This window comes from Mycoplana azooxidifex, from assembly GCF_014196765.1.
GTDB classification, from domain to species: Bacteria; Pseudomonadota; Alphaproteobacteria; order Rhizobiales; family Rhizobiaceae; genus Mycoplana; species Mycoplana azooxidifex.
On record NZ_JACIEE010000002.1, the window covers coordinates 425,953 to 449,040 of the forward strand.

The 23,088-nt window shown below is 60.7% G+C and carries 17 protein-coding genes and 1 pseudogene; 12 read left to right on the forward strand and 6 right to left on the reverse strand.

The window, feature by feature from the left end; all coding sequences use genetic code 11:
- The first annotated feature begins 90 nt into the window (after positions 1–90).
- From GGQ64_RS05465 to GGQ64_RS05475, 3 genes are all read left to right on the forward strand, one after another.
- Positions 91–1,002 carry a hypothetical protein gene (locus tag GGQ64_RS05465; protein WP_183800244.1) on the forward strand — a complete coding sequence of 304 codons (912 nt, stop codon included), beginning with the start codon at positions 91–93 and terminating at the stop codon, positions 1,000–1,002.
- An 82-nt stretch (positions 1,003–1,084) separates the two neighbouring features.
- A complete protein-coding gene (locus GGQ64_RS05470; protein WP_183800248.1) occupies positions 1,085–1,504 on the forward strand; it encodes a hypothetical protein in 420 nt (139 codons plus the stop codon).
- Positions 1,504–3,540 (forward strand): AAA family ATPase, encoded by a 2,037-nt coding sequence (locus GGQ64_RS05475; protein WP_183800251.1) that lies wholly within the window; start codon positions 1,504–1,506, stop codon positions 3,538–3,540. The genes GGQ64_RS05470 and GGQ64_RS05475 overlap by 1 nt, the downstream gene beginning before the upstream one ends.
- On the opposite strand, the gene GGQ64_RS05480 is transcribed toward GGQ64_RS05475, so the two are convergent.
- On the reverse strand, positions 3,500–3,772 hold the full coding sequence (locus GGQ64_RS05480; RefSeq protein WP_183800254.1) for a hypothetical protein: 273 nt from the start codon (positions 3,770–3,772) through the stop codon (positions 3,500–3,502). The two genes, GGQ64_RS05475 and GGQ64_RS05480, sit on opposite strands and share 41 nt — an antisense overlap.
- Here GGQ64_RS05480 and GGQ64_RS05485 point away from each other — a divergent pair.
- The 3 genes and pseudogenes from GGQ64_RS05485 to GGQ64_RS05495 all read left to right on the forward strand — a co-directional run.
- Positions 3,771–4,283: an ATP-dependent metallopeptidase FtsH/Yme1/Tma family protein gene (locus GGQ64_RS05485; protein ID WP_281380492.1), complete on the forward strand. Its 513-nt coding sequence runs from the start codon at positions 3,771–3,773 to the stop codon at positions 4,281–4,283. The two genes, GGQ64_RS05480 and GGQ64_RS05485, sit on opposite strands and share 2 nt — an antisense overlap.
- Positions 4,284–4,932: 649 nt before the next feature.
- Positions 4,933–5,268, forward strand: a complete 336-nt coding sequence (locus GGQ64_RS05490; protein WP_183800260.1) for a hypothetical protein — start codon at positions 4,933–4,935, stop codon at positions 5,266–5,268.
- A 203-nt stretch (positions 5,269–5,471) separates the two neighbouring features.
- Positions 5,472–6,335, forward strand: a pseudogene (locus tag GGQ64_RS05495) (DEAD/DEAH box helicase family protein); the annotation flags it as partial.
- Positions 6,336–6,698: 363 nt separating this feature from the next.
- On the opposite strand, the gene GGQ64_RS05500 reads toward GGQ64_RS05495, so the two are convergent.
- Together GGQ64_RS05500 and GGQ64_RS05505 are read right to left on the reverse strand one after the other, a co-directional pair.
- Positions 6,699–7,406 carry a phospholipase D-like domain-containing protein gene (locus GGQ64_RS05500; protein WP_210300152.1) on the reverse strand — a complete coding sequence of 236 codons (708 nt, stop codon included), beginning with the start codon at positions 7,404–7,406 and terminating at the stop codon, positions 6,699–6,701.
- Positions 7,319–8,260 (reverse strand): phospholipase D-like domain-containing protein, encoded by a 942-nt coding sequence (locus GGQ64_RS05505; RefSeq protein ID WP_183800266.1) that lies wholly within the window; start codon positions 8,258–8,260, stop codon positions 7,319–7,321. Before GGQ64_RS05505 ends, GGQ64_RS05500 begins: the two co-directional genes overlap by 88 nt.
- A 1,002-nt stretch (positions 8,261–9,262) precedes the next feature.
- Between GGQ64_RS05505 and aspT (GGQ64_RS05510) the strand changes: the two genes are divergently transcribed.
- The 3 genes from aspT (GGQ64_RS05510) (at position 9,263) to aspT (GGQ64_RS05520) (ending at position 15,758) form a co-directional block, all read left to right on the forward strand.
- A complete protein-coding gene (gene aspT, locus GGQ64_RS05510; protein ID WP_183800268.1) occupies positions 9,263–10,954 on the forward strand; it encodes an aspartate-alanine antiporter in 1,692 nt (563 codons plus the stop codon).
- Positions 10,955–11,140: 186 nt separating this feature from the next.
- On the forward strand, positions 11,141–13,852 hold the full coding sequence (locus GGQ64_RS05515; protein ID WP_183800271.1) for a decarboxylase: 2,712 nt from the start codon (positions 11,141–11,143) through the stop codon (positions 13,850–13,852).
- 217 nt (positions 13,853–14,069) lie between these two features.
- Entirely contained in the window at positions 14,070–15,758 is a 1,689-nt protein-coding gene (gene aspT, locus GGQ64_RS05520) for an aspartate-alanine antiporter (RefSeq protein ID WP_183800274.1), read from the forward strand.
- A gap of 116 nt (positions 15,759–15,874) precedes the next feature.
- Here aspT (GGQ64_RS05520) and GGQ64_RS05525 read toward each other — a convergent pair whose 3' ends face one another.
- The 3 genes from GGQ64_RS05525 to GGQ64_RS05535 all read right to left on the reverse strand — a co-directional run bounded on the left by GGQ64_RS05525 (position 15,875) and on the right by GGQ64_RS05535 (position 18,838).
- On the reverse strand, positions 15,875–16,921 hold the full coding sequence (locus tag GGQ64_RS05525) for a porin (protein ID WP_183800277.1): 1,047 nt from the start codon (positions 16,919–16,921) through the stop codon (positions 15,875–15,877).
- Positions 16,922–17,191: 270 nt separating this feature from the next.
- A complete protein-coding gene (locus GGQ64_RS05530) occupies positions 17,192–18,424 on the reverse strand; it encodes an HlyD family secretion protein (protein ID WP_183800280.1) in 1,233 nt (410 codons plus the stop codon).
- Between the two features lie 3 nt (positions 18,425–18,427).
- Positions 18,428–18,838 carry a hypothetical protein gene (locus GGQ64_RS05535; protein WP_183800283.1) on the reverse strand — a complete coding sequence of 137 codons (411 nt, stop codon included), beginning with the start codon at positions 18,836–18,838 and terminating at the stop codon, positions 18,428–18,430.
- A gap of 646 nt (positions 18,839–19,484) precedes the next feature.
- Between GGQ64_RS05535 and GGQ64_RS05540 the strand changes: the two genes are divergently transcribed.
- The 3 genes from GGQ64_RS05540 to GGQ64_RS05550 all read left to right on the forward strand — a co-directional run bounded on the left by GGQ64_RS05540 (position 19,485) and on the right by GGQ64_RS05550 (position 23,073).
- Entirely contained in the window at positions 19,485–21,092 is a 1,608-nt protein-coding gene (locus GGQ64_RS05540) for a bifunctional aspartate transaminase/aspartate 4-decarboxylase (protein ID WP_183800286.1), read from the forward strand.
- A 411-nt stretch (positions 21,093–21,503) separates the two neighbouring features.
- Positions 21,504–21,995: a hypothetical protein gene (locus GGQ64_RS05545; protein WP_183800289.1), complete on the forward strand. Its 492-nt coding sequence runs from the start codon at positions 21,504–21,506 to the stop codon at positions 21,993–21,995.
- Between the two features lie 634 nt (positions 21,996–22,629).
- Positions 22,630–23,073, forward strand: coding sequence for a potassium channel family protein (locus GGQ64_RS05550; protein WP_183800292.1), 444 nt, complete (start codon positions 22,630–22,632; stop codon positions 23,071–23,073).
- Positions 23,074–23,088 lie beyond the last annotated feature (15 nt).

The following is a 23,088-nucleotide window of genomic DNA, read 5'->3' on the forward strand; positions in this document are numbered from 1 at the left end:
CCGGTCCCCGGATGCGGAAATCATTTCCGTGTCGGACGCCGTGCGCCTGAAGTTTGCGGGTCGATCGCTACCGTCAGCAGGAGCAATACCATGACGACCATTTCTTCCGGTGTGCCTGACGCGCCCGCCTATCCGGCTACCGTCGATCCCGACGCCCTCCAGTCCCGCTTCGAAGTCCTCATCGACGAGCTTTCGTCGCAACCCTTCTCGGCCGGCGCTCTTTCCAAGGCGCTTGCCGGGGGTGTCTCTGACGCCGCCGCGATCCTGCGCGCCATTCCTATCCAGGAAGGGAGGCTGCTCGAGCGCGGCATTGGGATCATTGCCGACCTTAACCCGGACCTGGTGGTGCTGACGCAAAATTTGCGGTTGCCGGTCACGAAGACGGCGCTCGAGCTGGTCGAGAAAAACGATCCGAAACACTTTCGGTCCCTGACGCTCGATGCGGATACCGGCGGGCGCAAAACATATACGCCGGACCTGATCATCGTGAACAGGAAGACGAAACTCGCGCACGTCATCGATGTGAAACGCAGTCTCGGCTCGTACGAGGTATCACGTATCAATGATCTGAAATGCCGCATGCTGGCCGCAGCACTCGTCGTTCCCGATCTCCTCTACCGCGACCATCATCGGCTGGTGGCCGAAGAAGTCCGCGTCGTCATCCTGAACGCGGAAAACCAGCGCTCCGACATTGCCGGCGGCGTCTGGCCGCTCAGCGATCTCGATCATCTTGTCGAGGTCGGCGGGGCGGGGAAGGCGATCGGCATGCTGCGCGAACGCTTCCATGCACGGATCGACGAGAACTGGAAGCTGGCTCGAAATGCCTTTTCCGGACCGACTGAGGAACGGGTCCGTCGCGGTGCCTCGGCGGACATTGCAGACGCGAACGAAAGGGAGAGGTGCGATCCTGGCGCTGGCTCGATCACCGAGGTCCATCAGCCAGTTGGTCGTGGCCAAATCCGTGTCGGCTTCGCCCGCATCCCACGGACCGGCATGGGCTGACAGGCCCGCCGACGTTCCTTTCCGCTTTCTGTTCCATTCGTTCGCGCCGAACCGTGCTGTTCGGCGACAGGAGACGTCTGTCATGAGCCGACACCCTTCCAACGTGATCCCTTTCCCAAACAACCTTGCGCACGAAGTACCTTCGACGCCGAAGCCGTCCAGCCAGCTGAAGCGACTGACGAAGTTGCAAGGGGCGACGAACCGCGGCGTGACTTCCAGGTCACAAGCCATTCCTCAGGCCATGGCCATGTGCGCGGCAATGCCCGCTGCCCTGCCCGATCCGGCAATCGTCGCCCAGGTCGTGATCGGCTTTGCCCGGCGCAAGGGCATCGCCATGACCAGCATCCCGAAAATCTTCCGTGAGCAACTCTTCACGCTGTGCGCGGCCGGCGATCCGACGGCGCTGATGCTGCGCGACTGGCTCGAGGGCAATCGCAAGCTGCTGGCCGTCGATGGGATGCCCACCCCTCACTGTATTCATGGAACAGAGGAGGGCGCGTGATGGAAACCCTGACCGATCGCATCACGCGCTATCTGCTTGCCCGCATCCGTCGGCTTGCCATCCTCGATCTTTACGAGCGCGCCGCCGTCGTCGGATTGCTGGAGGCGGACTTCATCGTCGCGGGCGATGAGACGACCGGCACGGTCTGGCGTGTCCCGGAGGAATCCCTGCGATTGCTCGACGCCGACCCGGCAAAGGTGCGGGCCGAACTTGTGCGGCGTCTCGGGAAAGCGCCATACAAGACGACGGCGATCGATGTGCTGATCCAGGACCTTCCAGGAGAACCGCCCCATCAAAACGTCCGTTCCGCCCCGAAGGAGAGGACCGATCGGGAAAACCTTGCCGTCGAGGGTCGCCTGGAATCGCAACCGGTCGATGCATCGAGCGCTTCTGAAGCACCATCGGCATCCAGCGAATTCCTGGCGCTGCTTCGCGAGCAACTTGCTCCGCCGAGCGTCGCCCATGTCGCCGTCGCCCTGCTGGTCGCCCGTGCCGTTGGCTCAAGCGTTGCCGACTTGTCGGCGCTGTCAACCGTCCTTCGAACCCCTGGCGCCTTTGTGCTGATCAAAGCGCCGGTTGGCCGCTTCGAACGCCGCTTCGGTATTATGCTAGAGGACGGCTTGATCCTGCCATACTGGATGAAACTCGAAGACGTTCATCGCAGCAGCCCGCTCTCGGACGGTTACGGTGATCGCCGCCGGGGAAAGACCCGCAAGACGATCAAGACACTCGCCGGCACCGATGTGCCGAAGGCGGTCGAGCGGTCGTTGAGCCGCTTCCTCGTGGATGTCCTGCTGGAGCGGTCAGCGCCCGTGGTTCTTGCCGATGAGACACAGACCGCGCTTCCGCCTTTTGTGTCGATGACGGCCGATCTTATTCTTGAGGCCGGTGGTCTCCATCATGAATTCATCGCGGAACTCCTGCAGACGTGTTGCGGTATCGCGCCGAAGCAGTCGCTGCGACAGATGGAAAGGATGGCGCTCGACCTTGAAGGGCTTTCGATCGATGCGCTGGCGTTGGCAATTCGTCCCGGACGTGGTCTCGAACACATCCTGTCGATCCTCGAAGTCCTCGGCGAACGGGCTCGCTCCGCCGACAAGTCGGACGATGATGATAACGATGGCCGCGGCTCCGGGCGCGGCAGCGGTAGGTCGGGGCGGCCGAAGGTCAAGAGCCGATTTTTGATCAAGGACGGTGATGAACCGCCAAAATCCGTGGACGGGATCGACGTCGTTCAGCCGGAAAAGGCGGCGGAGGCATCCGGGAAGGAGGGCGGCGGTGGCGCATCCGTTGATCCGGCCAATCCGGAACACAGCCGACTGCGCCATCTGCGGGTCGAGACGCTCTCGGGTTATGGCGAGGCGCGGGATTGGGCGCTCGACCTCAAGACAGACCTTCAGCTTTGGCGCGACGGTGGGCTGGCCTGGAGCGAGATGAGTACGAAACTGATCCTGTCGGGACCGCCCGGCACCGGCAAGACGACCTATGCCCGCGCGCTCTGCAATACATTGCAGGTTCCGCTGCTTGTGACATCGGTGGCGTCTTGGCTTGAACCCGGCTATCTCGGTGATGTCCTGAAGCGCATGTCCAAGGCCTTTGAGCTGGCGCGGGAAAATGCGCCGGTCGTCCTGTTCATCGACGAAATCGACAATATCGGTAGCCGCTTTGGCGGGAGACGCGAGCAGCACGATGACTACTGGCGCTCGCTGATCAACCGGCTGCTTGACCTTCTTGACGGGACTTCAAAGACCGATGGCGTGATCGTCGTGGCGGCAACGAACCTCCCCGAAAAGATCGATCCGGCCCTGCTGCGGTCCGGACGGCTCGAAAAGCATGTCGCCATTCCCCTGCCGGATTTGGGGGCGCTGACCGGCATCCTCGCTCATCATCTCGGTGACGATCTGGCTGTTGTGTTGGCGTCCGCGCCGTCAGGCAGCCCCAAAACGATCGAAGCGACACGGCAGCGCCATGCCGATGTCGGCAGTGATGCGGACGTCATTGACCAATCCAATAGAGGAGCTCCCCACAATGTCTGAGCCGATCCACACGATCGCAACAACACAGCATCCCGATCTTCGACGGCTGGCCTTGCTGGCGACCGGCAGCACCGGAGCCGACATTGAGCGACTTGTTCGTGACGTTCGGCGAAAAACCAGACGGCAACAGCGGTCGCTGACCTGGGGCGATCTCGAGCATGCTCTGCTTGCCGGCCAGGTGAAACTCTCGGACGATGTACGCTGGCGTACCGCCATCCACGAGGTCGGTCATGCGATCGCCTTCTGTGACATGGGGATCGCAGAGGTCATCACGGCAAGCATCGGGGTCGGAGGAATGGGGCAAGGTGGTCAGCCGGCAATGTCAACATCTCCCGCAGACGCAGGACTGGCTGATGCGCAGCATCGCCTGCATGTTAGCAGGTCGGACGGCAGAACTGCTGATCTTTGGCGAGGCGGTGGCCGGGGGAGGTGGATACGATGATAGCGATCTGGCCAGGGCCACCGAACATGCGGTCGCCGCCGAGACCCGGCTCGGGTTCTCCAATCATCAGCCGTTGCTCTATCGGTCATTGGCGGTAAGCATCAACGAGCTCAGTCTCGACCGGCAGCTGGCTGACCGGGTCAACAGTCGATTGATGGAAGCCGAAGCGATGGCACGCAGTCTGCTGGAGAACAGGCGGGACGCGCTGGTCACCATCGCCACGCAGTTGACGGATGTCAGGGTCATGACGGGCGAGGAGATCACGCGCCTGCTCATCGCATCCCCCGGTCCACCGGCCTGACGAAAACCAACGGGGAGCTCTGAAATTGCGATTCCTGCCGGCGCCACTGCGATTCACCGTTCCCGAATGCCGATTCCGAAGTCGCGGAAATCGATTCCGATCTGCGGCAGTTCGATTCCCGCCCCCGGTACCGGCACCGTTGGGACGAGTTCGGGTGACCTGCCATCGGCAGCCGTCGGAGGTGGCGTAGGCTGCAAGAGGGCGATGACGAGGTGCATGGAGTGACCCTCGATGCCTCACCAAAATCTAGTCGGAGAGTTGGTTGGGCAGGCCTCAGGGTACGTTGTCGAGAGTTGTGATGCTGTCCACCGCGAAGGCGGCATCTCAACGTAGAGGCAACGCGCTTCACGCCGGCTCAAGGCTTCTGCAAATCTACACCCGTCAGATCAAAGCGCCGTGCCTTGGTCTACGTTCCGGGCAACTCGAAACACATCATCTCAATTTACCCTTCCGCGATTCCTGTTCCAATTTTGTCGTTGCAAAGTCGCGATCGGCGATTCCATCAGACCGCGTTTGCAGGCCGCGCACCGTCCGGCTGGCGATTGGAGACGATCCGACCCTCCCTGTCCGAGATATCAACACAGGCACCCCCGCTTGTTCCTTGCGTGGCCGGCACCGAGGCTGAGGCTCCACAACAAGGAGACAGGCAATGCCCCGAAAATCGAAGAAACAACGCAGTGCAGAACAAGTCGCCCGGCAGCAGCGGGTGAGGGATGCGGCCAAGGCCCGACGTCGGCCGTCTCGTGATGATTTGGCGAGGGTGCTGCTCTGGCAGATGATCACGGCCGCTCAGAGACGGGAAGATGCGCGGCTCGCCCTGGACAAGCTCAGCGAAGCCATCGTCGGCGAGCTGGAACGCCAGGGCTTCGATGTCCGCGAAAGCGAGGATGTCTTCGAAGACCTGGCCGATCGGTACTCGGATGGCCTGTTTCCGTTCCGGCCCAAATGGCATCTCAAGCCTCGCCCTATGGTCTCCCAACCATGATGGTGATGGCGCGGTGCGGCGATGTCACCTCACACTTCCTCTGAAGTCTTGCAGCATCATTCCGCAAACGGCGTTCCATACTTCCCAACGTCTTCCCCCCATTACTCCTGATCACGCCGTTTGCAGTGGAATCGAAAATTCACAGCAGGTCGTCATCACCTGTTCTCAGGGTTGCATTGACGCTGCGAACACTATTCATATTCTTCTTCACCAAGGGGCGGATCACCGTGCGTGGCAAGCTGGTCGCCCGCGGCAACGCCAAGAAGACGGACGTCGTCCTCTACTATAAGCCGAATATCCCGATCGCGCTCATCGAGGCGAAGGACAACAATCATGGGGTGGGTGATGGCCCGCAGCAGGAGCTGGACTACGCCGAAACGCTGGCTATCCCCTTCGTGTTTGCCTCGAATGGCGACGGCTTCGTGTTTCATGATCGCACCGGCCTGCGGGACCTAAAGGAAGAAAATCTCCGCCCAGACCAGTTCCCGTCGCCAGACGAGCTTTGGCGGCTCTACAGCCAATGGAAGGGTCTGGATACCTCCGCAGAAGCACTGGTGCTTCAGGACTACTACGATGACGGCAGCGGCAAGGCTCCGCGCTATTGCCAGGTCAACGCCGTCAACGCGGCCATCGAGGCCATCGCCAAGGGGCAGGATCGCGTTTTGCTGGTTATGGCGACGGGGACCGGTAAGACCTCTACCGCCTTCCAGATCATCTGGCGTCTGTGGAAGGCCGGTCGCAAGAAACGCATCCTGTTTCTCGCGGATCGCAACGTCCTGATCGACCAGACCATGGTCAACGACTTCCGCCCCTTCGGCGGCGCGATGGCCAAGCTCTCGACCAAGTCGAAGACGATCGAGCGCTCGGACGGAACGGAAGTGGACGTGCCGCTGGCGCTGGACATAAAGCGCCGCATCGACACCTCCTTTGAAATCTGTCTCGGTCTCCATCAGGCCATCACCGGCCCAGAGGAACGGCAAAAACTGTTCCGCGAATTCTCTCCGGATTTCTTCGACCTGATCGTCATCGACGAGTGCCATCGCGGCAGTGCTGCCGAAGATTCTGCCTGACGGGAAAACTACGGGCGACGTCGCTACTACTCTTGCGCCGTCGATACTTTGTAGCGCGACGATAACTGCCAGAGCGCAGAACTCATTCCAAGACCGGGTCTGCCAGCGCCACAGTTCATCGACGATTGGCTTGCGGTTAGGCAGTTCGTGCCAAAGCGATCACTACCTTCGTTGTTGGGCTCATGCTGCGCAGGTCCGCCGCGATCGCCCTCCCACCCTTCGTGCCGAGCTAAATCCGGAGCTGCGGGAACGGGTCGGCATCTGATGATCGTGCAGTACATACTCGTCGAGGGATCTTCATTATTGTGCCGTTGGTGCGAGGTGCTCGCACGGGGAAAGGGTCATCGATCTGGCGTTGTGTCAGACCTGCGAGTCAATCGGGAGGAGTTTCACGAGGTCGGCGACGAAACGCCGGCGGAACCCCGCTTCCGGCTCGTCCCGGTAGCTGACAATCTTTCCGTCCCGCACCGTCTCCCAGACGATCCCGCCATTCGGATCGAGGAAGACACGGTAGCTGTTGACGGGCGCGACCCCGGTCGCCATGTAAGCCGTCAGCCTCTCGGCAAGTTCGGGGCTTTCGATATAGAGACCGGCTTCCGTGTTGATCAACTCAGATCGTGGGTCGAGATTGAAGCTGCCGATGAACACGGCCTTGCGGTCGAAGACCATGGCCTTGGTGTGCAGGGCCGCCCGCGACAGGCCGGAACGGAGCGACCAGCCCGGCCGGAAGGCGTCGGTGTCCGGACGCAGCTCGTAGAGCTCCAAACCGTTTTCGAGCAGGCGCCTGCGCGTCTTGGCATAGCCCGAATGCGCGGCGAGCTGGTTGTTCGAAGCGAGCGAGTTGGTCAGCACGCGCACCCGCACTTCGCGCTCGTGCAGGGCCTTGACGGTCGCCTGCGCCCCGGCGGGCAAGACGAAATAGGGTGCCTCGGCGAGCAACTCCTCCTTCAGCTCGGCGACCCGTCCGCGAATGAAGGTGACTACGTCGTCGGCTGCCTTGCCGCTGGCGATTGCTTCGGGGTCGTCGGCGATGATCCGGCCTGGCGCCCACACGAGACTGTCGCGCAACTCGGCGCCCCGGGCCGCCAGCGCGTCGAGATCCTGATCGATCGGATAGGGGTATTCGACGGCGGCGATCTCCTTTCGCAAGCGGGTGAGGATTGCCTCGAGATCGGCGGGGCCATGGCTCGCGCGACTATGGTTGCGATCGGGACGGTCGAGGCGCTGTTCCAGTAACGGTCGAACACCCCCGACAGATCGCTCACCACGGGCCCGACCGCCAGCACGTCCAGATCGCGAAAATTGGCGACGGTGTTCACGCCATAGTAGTCGTCGCCGATGTTGCGGCCGCCAACGATCGCCGCTCTATTGTCGGCCACCATCAGCTTGTTGTGCATGCGGCGGTTGACGCGGCGGAAGTCGACGAGGAAGTCCAGCCTGGACCACCTGCGGTTACTGGTCGGGTTGAACAGACGGATCTCGACGTTCGGGTGGGCGTCGAGGGCAGCTTTGACCTGATCGCTGGCCTTGTAGTAGGGATCGTCGACGAGGAGCCGCACACTGACCCCGCGATCGGCCGCCCTCATGACCCGTTCGACGATGATCCGGCCGGTCGTATCGCCGTCCCAGATATAGTACTGCATGTCGAGACTGCGCTCGGCCAGGTCGGCGAGTGCCAAACGGGTGATGAAGGCCTCCCGCGCCTGGCCCAAGAGGCTGAAACCGGAGAGGCCAGGATGCGCGGCGGCCGCCGGGCCGAAGAACCGGCCCAACCGGGTAGATGCGGCATCCTCGAACCCCGTCATGCCCTCACCTCTGGTTAGTGGCGGCGGCGATTGGTCTCCTTCGAGACGCTGCATGATCTGGGCCTTCATCGTCAGGTCGTCTGCTTCGGAGGCGAGGGTCTGGTTGATGTAGCCCACTTCGTCCTCGGGAACGCCAGCCGACCTGTCGATTCCTTGATCGGTCAGCCATTGCGCCGTCGCGCGGTCGAGTTGGACTTTACGAAAACCGTGTGCCCAATGTGAACGCTAGGGAATAGGCGCCGCAAACAGCGGGCGTCACCTGCTGCTCCCCGCCTATGTTCTAGTAAAACGATAGCATGGTTCACATGCAATGTCGTCGCCGTTCAAATTGGGGCGGTGCGCGTGAGGGCGCTCTTGGGTATTGCGGAGATCCGCGGCTGGCGACCTCCGGCGTGGCGAAGGTGACGGGTCCCGGAAGCTTACCGCGTATGCCCGGCCGGGCATCACTACTTTTTTGTCGTCGTTTCTGTGATTGCACATCTTATCGAGATCATGGTTTGGGCGGTCGTGTACCGGCCGACGGGCCGAACTGCCGAGCTTCGAGGAAGCCGTCTATTTCTCGGCGATCACCTTCGCCACGATCGTTATGGCGACATCACGCCATCCTCCGAGTGGCGGCGCGCAAGTCCATCGAAGGTATGAACGAAATCCTATTGTTCGGCTGGACCGCGGCATGTCTCTTCAAGGTATCGGAAACATGGTTCTCGCGGCGGACGCCCATCAGAAGACCGATCGATCGTGAAAGTAACCGCTTACGGTGCGGGACGCGCCACAGGGGACACGAGGACCAGAGCTACGCAGCCATGAACGCCTGTCCCTCGCTTGGGGGGCTTCGATTGACGAGACCTACAATGGCTGGGCTTCGTGACCTGCTGGGCGAGTTCGGGGCAAGGTCTCAGCTCATCCTCGATGAAGCCCACCCGCGCCATGCGCCGGATTGCAGGCGGCTTCGAGCACCATCTGTACCTGTAGGCTAAGCCGCATAACGGCCATCTCGGGTCTCCTGCAATGAAATACATCCACTGCTTGAAACGCTTGCACAAGTGTGTACTATTACAAAATAACAGTGTGCATTTAGTCATATATCGGGTCGTCGGCCATCAGGTCGAGGGGGGCGCCATGATTGACTGGTTCGTGAACACACTTCGTACCTATCCTGAAATTGCAATATTTCTATCCTTGGCCCTCGGGTATTACTTCGGCTCCTTTACTTACAAGGGACTCGGCCTTGGAGCTGTAACTGCCACGCTTGTAGCTGCCGTGATCATCGGTCAGATAGGGATCACGATTTCGCCCCCTCTCAAGGCGACATTCTTTCTGATGTTCCTGTTTGCGATCGGCTACGGAGTGGGGCCGCAGTTCGTCCGCGGCATCGCGAAAGACGGCATACCGCAGGCATTGTTCGCCGCCGTCGTTTGCGTCTTTTGCCTCGGCGCACCCTATCTTGCAGCCAAGTTCGCGGGCTACGACGTTGGATCCGCGCTAGGCCTTTATGCCGGTTCACAGACCATATCCGCGTCGATGGGATTGGGAACGGACGCGATCAATCGCCTTGGCCTGCCGCCGGAAGAAACCAAGCGGCTGCTCGATGCAATGCCGGTGGCCTATGCCGTTACCTATATCTTCGGCACCGTCGGATCGGCCATCGTGCTGGCACTGTTCGGTCCTGCGCTTCTCGGCATCGACCTGGAGGCGGAATGCAAGCGATACGAGGCCGAGTTCGGTGGCAAGAAGGAACTGGGAGGTGCCGGTACGGCCTGGCATCACTACGAGCTGCGCGCATACCGCGTGCGCGAGGGTGGGCCGGTCGTGGGAAAGACGGCTCGTGCAGCCGAATCCCTTATTCCCGAGCAGCGCGTGTTCATCGAGCGCATCCGCCGCGGCGGGAAAATCGAGGACGCGACTGCGGATACCATCATCGAGGCAGGTGACATCGTTGCGGTGGCGGGTCGGCGGGACGTTCTGGTGAGCCTGATCGGCCACGCGGCGGAAGAGGTCGATGACCGTGAACTGCTGGCGGTGCCGGCCGAGGGCGTCGATGTCCTGGTCACCAACAAGGAGGCCAACGGAAAGACGCTGGCCGAGCTGGCGCAATGGCCGTCATCGCGCGGGGTCTTCCTGCGCCGGATCGCTCGTGGCGCCACCGCGACCGAAATCCCGATTCTTCCGAACACGCAGATCCATCGCGGCGACATCCTGACGATCGTCGGACGCACGCAGGACACGGCCGCAGCTGCAAAGGCTCTCGGTGTGGCGGATCGTCCAACCGACGTTGCCGATGTTGCGTTCATCGGCGCCGCTATTACGATCGGCGCCCTGATCGGTGCACTCGTCTACAAGGTGGGCGATGTACCGTTTACGTTGTCGACGTCCGGCGGCGCCTTGATCTCGGGACTATTCTTCGGCTGGTTGCGTTCCGTGCGGCCGAAATTCGGACGGATTCCGACGTCCACGGTCTGGTTCATGAATTCGGTCGGCCTGAACGTCTTCATTGCCGTGGTGGGCATCTCCTCGGGACCGGGATTTGTAGCCGGCCTGCAGCAACTCGGCTTCAGCCTGTTTCTGTGGGGCATTTTTGCAACGACCGTGCCTCTGGTGCTCGCCATGTATGTCGGGAAATACGTGTTCCGGTTCCATCCCGCCATTTTGCTGGGGTGCTGCTCGGGGGCGCGCACGACGACCGCTTCGCTCGGCATGATCAACGACCGCGCCAAGAGCCAGATCCCCGGCCTTGGCTATACCGTCACCTATGCGGTCGGAAATACGCTGCTGACCATCTGGGGAATGGTTCTTGTGATGCTGATGACCTAGTCCATCGATCGCCCCTGGATTGTTTTGCACTTTGGAATTGGAGCGCTGCGGTGCAGCGTCGGGGTGTGCCGGGTGTCCAAGGGGAAACGCCTTCACTTCGCTACAGCATTCGCAGCCGCGACACGTCCACGATGGCGATGCCTGGCCAGCTGAGTGTTCAATGAAAACCGACGTTGGGAGCGTACGATGCCACGAAAGACCGCACGTGTTGACCAATTCCTGTTGATACATTCTGCACGTGCCGACAGTTGGCGCGAGATCACCACACTCGCCGACGCCTGGGCAGCCGACTGCGGCGACAGGGCGGTGCTTGAGGCGGCGCTTGCGGATATGGAAGCGGCGGAGGAATATCACGCCTATCCGGGGACGCGACTGCTGGCAGCACTGGCAGAACGCATCGCGACAAACGATGCCGGCGGCACGGCGAAGCTCGCGCGCCGCATCTCCAACGGGCTGCTCACCCATGCCTATCGCGGGCGACCGGGCGAATGGGATGTCCATGACGAGATGTCGGCGAGCGAGACGGCCGACATCATTCCTCACGGGGCGGGCGAGGCTGCAGGGCATCGCCCCTATTTCGAGGTGCTATTCGTCAACAGCCAGCCGGCCTCGCGGTGGGCCGCGTTCGCCACGGCGATCCGCAAGCTTCGCCGGCCGGAAGACACGTTCGTCTACGAACCCATCCTCGTCGGCTCCTTCGAGGATGCTTTCTGCGCCGTGGCGTTGAACCCCGATATCATTTCGGTGGTGCTTGCCGAGGGCTTCCCGTATCGGTCGCGCCACGATGCGCCGGTGCTACGCTCCGTGCTTGATCCGTTGGGCGAAACGGAGGGACCGGACATGTCGGCGCTGCGGCTCTCGCATGCACTCAAACGCATTCGGCCGGAACTCGATGTCTACCTGCTGTCGGACCGCCAGGTCGAGAAGCTTGCCGGCGACCCGGCCGCCGATGCCGTGCGGCGCATATTCTACGCGGTCGAGGAGCCCCTCGAGTTGCATCTCGCCATCATGGAAGGCGTGCAGGAGCGCTACGAGACTCCGTTCTTCGACAACCTGAAGAAATATGCGCGCCGGCCAATCGGCACGTTCCATGCGCTGCCGATTGCCCGCGGAAAGTCGGTCTTCAGGTCCGGATGGATTCGCGACATGGGCGAATTCTACGGCCTCAACCTGTTCCTGGCAGAAAGCAGCGCGACGACGGGCGGCCTCGATAGCCTCCTGGAACCCACCGGCAACATCAAGCGCTCGCAGGAACTGGCGGCGCGAGCCTTCGGCGCCGACCACGTGTTCTTCGTGACGAACGGCACCTCAACCTCGAACAAGATGGCCGTGCAGGCGTTGCTGGCGCCCGGCGACATCGCCGTGGTCGACCGAAACTGCCACAAGTCGCACCACTACGGCATGGTGATGACCGGCGCACAGCCCTATTACGTCGAGGCCTTTCCGATGACGGAATACTCGATGTATGGCGCCGTGCCGCTCGCAACCATCAAGCGCGCGCTGCTGGCACTGAAGGCAGAGGGTCGTCTCGACCGGCTGAAGCTACTCGATCTGACCAACTGCACCTTCGATGGGCACATGTACAATGTCAGGCGCGTGATGGAGGAATGCCTCGCCATCAAGCCGGACCTCATCTTCCTCTGGGACGAGGCGTGGTCCGGGTTCGCCCGCTTCTCGCCATTCCTGCGTCCCCGTACCGCCATGGGGGCGGCAGCGGATATCGAGGAATGGCTGCGGGATCCGGCGTCGGTCACGGCCTATGAAAAGCAACGCGCGGACCTCGGCGACGACCCATCCGACGAGGCGCTGCTCGCCGCCCGCCTGATCCCCGATCCGCGTCTCGTGCGTCTTCGTGTCTACCAGACCAATTCCACGCACAAATCGATGTCGGCGATCCGGCAAGGCTCCATGCTGCTCGTCAAGGACGTGGATTTCCACACGGTGGAGGCGCAGTTCCACGAGGCGGTGTTCACGCACGCCTCCACCAGCCCGAACCAGCAATTGATCGCCAGCCTCGACGTGGCCCGCCGGCAGATGGAACTCGAGGGCTATGGACTGGTGATGAACGCGATCGAGATCGGGCTCAAGATCCGCCGCGCTGTCAACGAACATGAGTTGATCTCGAAGTACTTCCACGTCCTCGGCGCCGACGCGATGATCCCCGCCGAATACCGCCAGTCCGGCTTTACCGATTACCTTGCGCCCGGTACGACCTGGGCCACGGTGGTCAAGGCGATGCGGGAAGACGAGTTCTATCTGGATCCCACGCGCATGACGCTGGTCTGCGGAACGGCGGGCTTCGACGGCACCCAGTTCAAAGGACTACTGGCAAGCAAATACGACATCCAGCTCAACAAGACGTCGCGCAACAGCGTGCTGCTGCAGTCGAACATCAACAACACGCGAAGCGACGCCGCCCACCTCATCCGGGTTCTGGTCGAGATCTGTCACGGCATCGAGAAGCGCCTGGCCGATGGCGGGGAGGAAGAGCGCGCTGCCTTCGACGCCCGCGTCAAGTCGCTGATGACCGACGTGCCGGACCTTCCCAATTTCAGCCATTTCCATGAGCTGTATCGCAGTGACGCCGGGCGGACGACGCCGGAGGGCGACATTCGCAACGCCTTCTTCCATGCCTATGACGCCTCGGTCTGCGAATATGTGCCGCTTGCCGGTGCCGAGTGCGACAGGCGGCTGCGCGAGGGACCGGAGATGGTATCGGCCAACTTCGTCATTCCCTACCCGCCCGGGTTTCCCATCATGGTGCCCGGCCAGGTGCTGACGCAGGAGACGATCGACTTCATGCGCAAGCTGGATGTGAAGGAGATCCACGGATACGAGAAAATGAAAGGGCTGAAGCTGGTCAAACCTGACGCTGTCGCTGCCAGGACAAGGCGTTGAGCCTTGAGCAGGGACCGGCAACGCAGACCTCCCTGGATCGTTCTCGCCAGAGGGTATTGCGGCTTGCGCGCAGCCGGGGCGGTGCCGCGCACGGGAGCGGTTGCGATCCGGCTTGACATGCTGATCTGATACGAAGGTCTGGGAAGGGGTCGGCTGGCTCTCAGCGGTTGCTCTGAAGCACAAGCCGGTGGCCGTGTAAAAGGGGGCTGGTCTGGTCATGGCTTGGTTGGAGCAATTCCTTGTAAAGTATCCCGAGCTAGCCGTGTTCCTCGCGATCAGCATCGGCTACCTGATTGGTGGCATCAAGTTCCGTGGCTTCGCCCTGGGGCCCGTTACCGGCTCGCTGTTTGCCGGGATTCTGATTGGGCAGTTTGCCCATGTGCCGGTGTCGGGCACGGCAAAGTCGTTCCTGTTCCTGCTTTTCCTCTTCGGCATCGGCTATTCGGTCGGGCCGCAGTTTCTTCAAGCCTTGAAGCGCGACGGAATGAAGCCGGTGCTGCTGGCGGTGATCGTCTGCGTTTCGGGCCTCCTCACCGCCATTGTCGTAGCCAAGATACTTGGCCTCGATCCGGGATTTTCTGCCGGGCTCCTTTCGGGCGCGCTCACCGAGAGCCCTGCCATGGGCACGGCCACGGAGGCCATCAACGCGCTCCCCATTCCGGAGGCCGACCGGGCGCGGTTCGTGGCGCATATCGCAGTTGCGGATGCCGTCTGCTACGTGTTCGGAGCTGTCGGGGTGATCCTGTTCTGCAGCGCCGTCGGCCCCAGACTGCTTGGCATCGATCTGGCTGCCGAGGCGCTCAAGCTGGAGCAAGAGCTGGGTATTAGTCGGAAAGCACCGGGTGTGGAATCGGCCTGGCATATGTTCGAGATGCGCGCCTATCGGATCGCGGAGGGTGCGCCAATTGTCGGTCTGTCTCTGAGGGCCGCCGAGGAACGGTCTCCGGAACTCCGGCTTTTCGTCCAGCGCATCCGGCGCAATGGTGCCATACTCGAGGCTGAGCCGGATCTCGTGATCGAGCCCGGGGATGTCGTTGCGGTTTCCGGCCGCCGGGAGGTATTGGTCAATGTGCTCGAGGCGCGCGCCGAGGAAGTGGAGGATCGTCAGTTGCTCGATATCCCGGTCTCGATCGCTGACGTGCTCGTGACCCGCCCGGACCTTGGCGGTCGGAGCATCGATGACGTTACAAAGGAGGAATGGACACGGAGCGTCTATCTCCGCAGCATTTCGCGCGGCGGTCAGGAGATCCCCATAGCGCCAGGGATCAGGGTCGAACGTGGCGACATCCTGCGATTGGTCGGTCCGGAATCTCAAGTATCGCGCGCTGCCGAGCGTGTCGGCGTGGTCGTCGCGCCGACAACGGCCACAGATTTCTTCGTCCTCGGCCTTGCGATCTTCCTTGGCGGCCTTGTCGGCGTCCTCGTCACCATCCCGATCGGCGACATGCGGATCTCGCTCAGCACCAGCGTCGGGACACTGCTGGCGGGTCTTCTTGTGGGACATCTGCGCACCCGCTTCCCCTTGTTCGGCCGGATACCGGACGCGGCTGTGTCACTTATGACGGCGCTCGGCCTTGCGGCCTTCGTCGCGATGACGGGCCTGCATGCCGGACCCGTTTTCGTATCCGCCATAGCCGAAGCGGGAATCGGCCTGTTGTTCGGCGGTATGATCGTCACCCTTGTACCCATGATCATAGGGCTTTACGCCGGTCGCTACCTGCTGCGCATGAACCCGATATTGCTGCTGGGGGGATTGGCCGGAGCACAAACGATGACGGCCGGCATGGCGGCCGTCCAGGACAGATCGGGCAGCACGGTTGCCGTTCTCGGCTACACGCCGGCCGTGCCGATAGGACACATCCTGCTGACTACCTGGGGAACGGTGATCGTCGGCATCATGGCCTGATTTGCGCTGCATCGAACCACGCGTCCACGTGCAGGCTACACGCAAGGGTACGATGGCGTTGCGGCAACGCCGGTCACCCGGTCCCGCGCTACGAAGAGCAGGGAAGAGGTCGATTATCAGAAGTTCCGCTGGAAGCGAACGACGCCGCCCCAGTTCTTTGCCTCCGGCCCGTCCTTTTCATCCATGTCGTTTCGGTAGTTGAGTTCCGGTGTGATGGTGAAACCGGGCACGACCTTATAGGCAATGTTCAGCGCACCTTCCGCGTCGCCGCCCTCGTCGAAGTTGGCCGAGATGTTGATCGCCGCCTTGTCTGTCAGTTCATAGGTTCCCCCGACCCAAAGGGCCCAGTCGCCATCCCAGTTGGTGTAGACGTTCCGCTCGTCGCCATCCGTGTTCCACCCGCCCATGGCGAAGACAGAGACAGGCCCGAACGTTCCGTCCAGGCGAAGCTTCAGTGCGCCGGACTCTGTTTCGTCGACATAGGCACCGACGAAACGGGCCTGGAAGACCTCCGCCTCGTAGCCAATCCCGCCGACAACGTCGGGCATATAGTTGTCGTCGCCGTCTACGGTCGGTTCGTTATCGCTATCGTCTTCGACCGATACGGCCAGAGACAGGCCCGTAGCACTTTCATAGGTGTAGCGGATCTGGTTCCGGCCGAAATCGCCGTAGTCGACATCGTACCAGTCGTTGATCGTGGCGCCGGCATCACCCATGAATTCTGTATAGAGCGTGTCGGAGAAACCGAGGCGGAAGCCCGCCAGCTCGATATACATGTTCTCCATGTTGATGCTGGAGCCGGTGTTGTCGTCGCGGTTGATCTCGGCCTCCGAATAGGTCTTCAGCGCGCCGTATTCCGTATCGGCGGCTGTGCTGATGCGAAGGGTGAAGCGGGTGCGGGTGAACCAGGAGTCGCCGCCGCCGCCGGGGTAGGTGTTCTGCGGATTGACGTCACCGCCTTCGACGTCGAAGCGAACATACCCGCCGAGCTTGAGGCAAGTCTCCGTGCCGGGAATGTAGAAGTAGCCTTCGCCGAATGCGTCGCACACGCGAACATACTCCATCGGCTCGGGTTCGGCTGCGACGATCGCATCGGCAGCGTGCGCGCCGGAAACCGCAGCAAGCGCCGCTCCCGTGCACAGAAGAAAGCCCTTGAACTCCATTTCTGCCTCCACTCCCTGTACGCGCCGATTCGGCGGAAAGCTTAGCTTTAACCCGCTTTCAATTGGGCACAAGTTCGGAATTGTTCGCGAACGCCTTCGCCTTTCTCAGAAAAATTCACGAGCATGTAATATTGCCACCGATAACTACCTGAGGATGCTTCCGGTTGAAGCTCTCTACCAAAAAAATGGTGCCTCTTTTACTTTCATGCGCCGACATCGGCGCTCGGAGGAAACGCTCATGGGCCCAGCGATCGCACGATCCAGCCATCCTCAATGCCCGCCAAGCACCAGCGTCTGGATCGGAAGCAGTATCGCCTGCATGCGGAGGATCATCGCATGGACGAGCGCCACCGTGTCTACGACATGGAGAAACAGCCATCGGGAAGTACTGATATTCGGATCGTCGAGCGCATGGTGGTTGTTGGTGTAGGCGTTGGCGATGCAGCTCCCTCCGGGCGGGACGCCCTCCAGCCCTCCAGCGAAGAGCGGTTCCATGAAGACGGTGATTGTCCCGGGCTGTGCCAATTGCTGAACATCGATCAGCTGATCGGTGGGCCGGAGCTGCCCCGCGGCGATGACATCCTGGACCTGGGTGACCACGAGCGGGATGATGGAATACGGCTTGCCGATGCAGGTCGCCTCGCCAATCATGCCGACTTTCATGACCTGCGCCTCGATCTGGCCGAAGCCGGCAATCAAGGCAACGCGACCGGCCTCGGCGGGCACCAGAATGCCGGCGGGCCGCAGCATGGTGTTGACGACGTCGCCGGGGCGAAGCGTGAACTGTTGAACGGTGCCGGCCACGCCAGCACGTACAAGCGTCTTGTCCAGTTCCACCTGAGCCTGCGCCAGGGCGGCTTCGGCGCTGGCTTTCTGGGCGGGAAGCAGAGAGCTGATCTTGGTCTGCAGCGTCTGCTTATTTGCCGTTGCGGCATCGACGGCCCCCAGGCGTCCTTCGACCGCGACCCGAAGGCGCTCGATCTCCCGCACGGACACGACGTTTGCATTGCGCGCCATCAGTTCCGACTTCGTTTCCAGTTCGTCCACCGCCTGCTGATAGGCACCACGCGCCTGCTGGATAAGTCCGTCCGCCGCCGCCAGCTCGGTCTGAGCGACAAGGGTCTCGGCCTCGATCTCGGCGATCTGCCGACGTGCCGTCTCGAGGGCTGCTTCCTGCTCGGAACTGTCGAGCCGGAAGAGCGGCGCCCCCTTCTCCACCGTCTGATTCAGTCCGACAAAGACTTCGGCCACGCGGCCGCTGGCCTCCGGCAGTATGCTGACCGTGCGGAAGATCGCAGTGACATTCTTGGTAGACGGGTGGAAGTAGAAGATCAGCGTGATCAGCGAAATGGTCAGCACGAGGCAGGCCGTGATCCCCCAGCGCAGCTCGTACCACATGCTGTAGAGCGTAATTTCCCGTCCGATCCGCTTGCCCTGAACGTAGCGACGGAACAGATAGTCCGGGAGGATCGTCAACAGGGAGCAGAGCATCAGCTCAAGCATTGATCAGACACCTTCTCCGCTTGCGCCTTCGTTTTCTTGCGGTCGGGAGACATCGTCCGGCTCTTGCTTGTCACGACCGGACAGTTTCTCGAGTGATGCTGCGATCGAAGTCATCGGCGTTGAGTAGTCCGGAAACTCGATGAAGGCCAGCAGCAGGGCCGCTATCCAGTAGATGTGGTTGTGGGTGAACAGAGCCAGCAGACACAGAACGGCCACGAGTTCCATCTGCACCTTGCTGGTCCGGTGCGCCATGCGCTCGGGCAGGGCGTGGAGCTGAAAATAGAGATTGCCGATCGCGAGAACAGCCACCAGCAGGAAGATTGCGACGCCGATGAAAAAATAGTCGGTCTCACCTGGAGCGGTGATGAAGGCAGGCACGTGGCTGACAACGGCTGGGTGCATCGCCTGCGCCATCTGGAATTCCTCGATGCAGTGAAGTCCCTAAATGAAAGATCAACACTAGTCCCGTGCAAGGTCAATAGCAGACCCAGCATCACCAGTCATGTTCCCCACATCTCAATCTTAGATTGTCGCAGGCTGGCGCAATCACTGAACGTGCAGAGTGAAGTCGTGTCGGCCCCCCGCCCCCACCGCCGGCCGGACAGACGTCGAAAAGATCTGAAACGAAAGAACTTTTTGCATATGCCGTCAGAGGTCGCCTGTAACCGTGAGTGGACGGATCAGTTTTTCAAGCTCAAACTTTGCGCCATCGCTTTTGGCAAGTGTTAGCAAAGATACACCTTTGTCTGCACCCCGCAAGCTGCTACTATTCACTCTGACAAAGTCTAGGGGGTCTATCTGACGACGTCAGGCTTGCTTCATATCGAATGAGCAGCGCACGCGCTGGATGCCACATTAATGTCGCCGACATTCGGCCGACAACCGTTCGTGGCGACGTACGCATAAGCATTGCAGAGAAGATTTCAGCCCCAAGCGGCATGGTGCCCAAGCGACATGGCGTCGGGGTGCGAACGGTTCTGCGCGCCCGCCGCCCGCCGCTTCTGGCATTTTCATTCCGGGCGCCGCGACGAAAGATCAACGTAGCTAGGAGGACGCGGCAATGGCAGGGATCGACTATCGGGAATACGAGAAGATGAGTCCGTTCGAGATCAAGGATGGACTGATCAAGCTTGCCAAGCGTAGCGCGCAGAAATCCGCCCAGGCGCTCCTCAATGCCGGGCGCGGGAATCCGAACTGGATCGCAACGGTACCCCGCGAGGGTTTCTTCCTCTTCGGCCAGTTCGCGCTGGTTGAATGCCGGCGCACGATGGACAACCCCATTGCCGGGCTTGCCGGCATGCCGCAGATGAACGCCATCGCCTCGAGATTCGAGGCGTGGCTGGAAAAACACGCCGACGCACCGGGTGCCGAGTTCCTGAAGAAAATGACAGGCTATGCCGTGAAGACGTTCGGCTTCAATGCGGACGCCTTCGTTCACGAGCTTACAGATTCGATCATCGGCGACAATTACCCGGTGCCGGACCGCATGCTTGTGCACGCCGAACAGATCGCGCATCGCTATCTGATGTGGGCCATGGGCGACGAAGGCACCTCTGCCGGCAAGTTCGATCTCTACGCCGTGGAAGGCGGCACCGCCGCCATGTGCTACATTTTCAAGTCGCTGATTGCGAACCGTATCCTGAAGAAGGGCGACACAATCGCGATCGGCACGCCGATCTTCACGCCATATATCGAGATCGCGGAACTGGAGGACTATGCCTTCAAGGCCGTCTACATCAAGGCGGCACAGGAGCACCGGTTCCAGTATTCGGACGAGGAGCTCAAGAAGCTTGAGGACCCGAAGATCAAGGCGTTCTTCGTCGTCAATCCGGGCAACCCAACCTCGATGGCGATCGATTCGCCGACGATGAAGAAGCTCGTCGACCTGGTGAAGAAAAAGCGTCCAGATCTGATTCTGCTGACAGACGACGTTTACGGCACTTTCGTGCCAAACTTCCGGTCGCTCCTCACGGAACTGCCGCACAACACGATCGGGGTTTATTCCTACTCGAAGTACTTCGGCTGCACGGGTTGGCGGCTCGGGGTCATCGCCATGCACGAAAAGAACATCATCGACGACATGATCGCCAAGCTTCCGGCCAAGGAACTCGAGGCGCTCGACAAGCGCTACATTTCGATCACGCTGGAGCCGCGCAAACTGAAGATGATCGACCGGCTTGTCGCCGACAGCCGGGACGTCGCCCTCAATCACACCGCCGGTCTGTCCCTGCCCCAGCAGGTCATGATGACCATGTTCTCGATCAGCGAACTGATGGATACCGAGAAAGTCTATCAGAAAGCCTGCATGGAAATCTGCAGCAACCGCCTCGCGAGCCTCCTCGAGGGACTGCCCCTGGATGTCCAGCCGAACCCCAACTTCGCCGCCTACTACGGGACGATCGATTTCGAGTTCTGGCTGAGGCATTATGTCGGTGAGGACATGGTCCAATGGCTGAAGGCGAACGTTCATCCGCTCGACCTCGTCTATCGTCTGGCGGAGGATCATTCGATCGTCCTGCTCAACGGCGGCGGCTTCGAAGCACCCAACTGGAGCGTACGCGTCTCGTTCGCCAACCTGAACGACGACGTGTATGACGATATCGGCCGCGCGGTGCGAGCGGTCGCGCGAGGCTATATCGATACGTTCAACGCTTCCCAGAAGAATTAGCGGCGCGATGCTGGTTGCTCGATCATCCGGTCGCGCAACGGTGGTGCCCGCGATCCCCAAGCATGCCACCAGAAAGTGGTAACCGTTTTCGAGGCATGCGGGAAAGCACTGAGCAAAAGCGGGCTGGCAACAAATCGACGTGGGCGGCAAACTCGTCGGCCCACCTTCGATGCGGCCGCTCACGAGCGTGATACGAGTTATGCGTTCTTGCTCCGGGGCTGGGCAAGTTTTTATAGTATTTTCGCGAGAGAAACGCAGTAATTCTATCCGCTCCACTAGAAAGCCGCAGTTTCTTGCTTTGCTCTACCCGCACAAACTTGCCGGAGACCGTTGCCGAGCCGAATGCTGCTCCAGATGGCATCTTTCCGGGTTTGGCTTCGGGTTTTGCGATTAATCAGAGAGGAGATCGCTATGAGAAAAGAGATTGTTGTCGCAATGGCATTGGCTCTCTCGGCCTCGGTTGCAACCGTTTCGATGGCGCAGTCGAAGTACGGCTCAGCTGCCGGCTGGGATATCTTCGTGAAAGATAGTATGGGGCCCGGATGCCTGATCAAAAAGGCAAATGCGGATGGCACGCAGATACAGATGGGAATCGACGCTACCACCGGCCCCCGTGGTTACATAGCGCTCTATACCAAGGTCGACGCCAACGTCACGTCGGGGGAGAAGCTTGCGGTCCTATTCGATGTCGACGGACAGCAATTCAGCGGCGAGGCGACCGGACAGGTAATGGACGGTTATCGTGGAGCATTCGTCTGGGTTAACAATCCCGACTTCATCTACGATCTGGCCAAGAAGAAAGTTTTGACGATCACACCGAAGGGAGGCAATCCTATTGCCGTGAATTTGGCCGGGACCGATGCCGCCTTCGATGCGCTACGCGCGTGCCAGGCCGCTCAGTAACCGGTGCTGCATCAGCGAGCACGCCCTACGAACTCGTGGCACGGGACTAAGGCGCGTCGCGATCCTTTGGATTCGCTTTTGGCACTTTACGCCTTTGTTTTACTTTGGAAGGCACGCGCTAGACTGGCCGCCGATTCCGTTGGGGGTTTCCAAGGGCTGATCGTCCATACGGCGACATTGCTATTGCGGTGTTCAATGGGCGTCCGTCTCCGGACGCCCAAAGGTTGCCTATCTGCTACACATGACAGCAAGCCAAAGAGGCAGGCGGCCACCGGCACTTTTACACACATTTCATGGCTTAGCGGTTCAAAGGGTCAATGATCCACCGAATTGTTTCCTGGGGTCGGTAACAACCAAATAGCGGACAGAGTGATCTGGGGCTAAGGCCACCTTCAACGCAGCGGACTACGAAGTCGGTCCACAGGTGACGGCGGTTATTGGGTATCGGAGCGATTAGAGCTCCAACCTCCTTTGTGGGCGGTGGAATGTCCCGGAACCTCGCGACCGTGCTTGCGAAGTTGCAGGCCAACCACTTGAACATTGACGCTGGTCCAGCGCGCCTGTTCGAAAAGCTGCCTTGTACTCCGACCACGTCGGCGCGTAAAATCAGCAAGTAGTGGGGAGGGCGGGCAGCATGTTACTTCAGATCATCTCGGCCGCTGGTGTGTTGCTTACCACAATCTTTATTCACGGCACGGCAGTTATGCTACTGTTCCATATAGGTCAAGGTCCCCTTACCGGTACCCAGAAACTGGCCGCATCCGTTCGATTGGGCGTCACTTGCTTTTTTGTCATTGGATTCTTGATAGCGCACATTATCGAGATCATGGTGTGGGCGGCGGTGTACCGGCTGGTAGGCGAACTTCAGAGCTTTGAGGAGGCCGTGTATTTCTCGGCGATTACCTTCGCCACAATCGGGTATGGCGACATTACGCTATCTCCCGACTGGCGACTTGCAAGTGCTATAGAAGGTGTGAACGGGATTTTGTTGTTCGGCTGGACCACGGCATTTCTTTTCAAAGTCTCTGAGATATGGTTCGCGCGGAGCGAGGTTCATCGGGATATCGCTCGATCGTGAAACAAGGACTTGCAC

What these genes read in the sequence shown, in the direction of transcription:
- GGQ64_RS05490 (WP_183800260.1), top strand. Translation starts at nt 4,933, where the DNA reads ATGCCCCGAAAATCGAAGAAACAACGCAGTGCAGAACAAGTCGCCCGG.
- GGQ64_RS05535 (WP_183800283.1), bottom strand. Translation starts at nt 18,838, where the DNA reads ATGGCGCAGGCGATGCACCCAGCCGTTGTCAGCCACGTGCCTGCCTTC.
- GGQ64_RS05475 (WP_183800251.1), top strand. Translation starts at nt 1,504, where the DNA reads ATGGAAACCCTGACCGATCGCATCACGCGCTATCTGCTTGCCCGCATC.
- GGQ64_RS05485 (WP_281380492.1), top strand. Translation starts at nt 3,771, where the DNA reads ATGCGATCGCCTTCTGTGACATGGGGATCGCAGAGGTCATCACGGCAA.
- GGQ64_RS05540 (WP_183800286.1), top strand. Translation starts at nt 19,485, where the DNA reads ATGGCAGGGATCGACTATCGGGAATACGAGAAGATGAGTCCGTTCGAG.
- GGQ64_RS05550 (WP_183800292.1), top strand. Translation starts at nt 22,630, where the DNA reads ATGTTACTTCAGATCATCTCGGCCGCTGGTGTGTTGCTTACCACAATC.
- GGQ64_RS05525 (WP_183800277.1), bottom strand. Translation starts at nt 16,921, where the DNA reads ATGGAGTTCAAGGGCTTTCTTCTGTGCACGGGAGCGGCGCTTGCTGCG.
- GGQ64_RS05480 (WP_183800254.1), bottom strand. Translation starts at nt 3,772, where the DNA reads ATGACCGACCTCGTGGATGGCGGTACGCCAGCGTACATCGTCCGAGAG.
- aspT (WP_183800268.1), top strand. Translation starts at nt 9,263, where the DNA reads ATGATTGACTGGTTCGTGAACACACTTCGTACCTATCCTGAAATTGCA.
- aspT (WP_183800274.1), top strand. Translation starts at nt 14,070, where the DNA reads ATGGCTTGGTTGGAGCAATTCCTTGTAAAGTATCCCGAGCTAGCCGTG.
- GGQ64_RS05515 (WP_183800271.1), top strand. Translation starts at nt 11,141, where the DNA reads ATGCCACGAAAGACCGCACGTGTTGACCAATTCCTGTTGATACATTCT.
- GGQ64_RS05470 (WP_183800248.1), top strand. Translation starts at nt 1,085, where the DNA reads ATGAGCCGACACCCTTCCAACGTGATCCCTTTCCCAAACAACCTTGCG.
- GGQ64_RS05530 (WP_183800280.1), bottom strand. Translation starts at nt 18,424, where the DNA reads ATGCTTGAGCTGATGCTCTGCTCCCTGTTGACGATCCTCCCGGACTAT.
- GGQ64_RS05545 (WP_183800289.1), top strand. Translation starts at nt 21,504, where the DNA reads ATGAGAAAAGAGATTGTTGTCGCAATGGCATTGGCTCTCTCGGCCTCG.
- GGQ64_RS05465 (WP_183800244.1), top strand. Translation starts at nt 91, where the DNA reads ATGACGACCATTTCTTCCGGTGTGCCTGACGCGCCCGCCTATCCGGCT.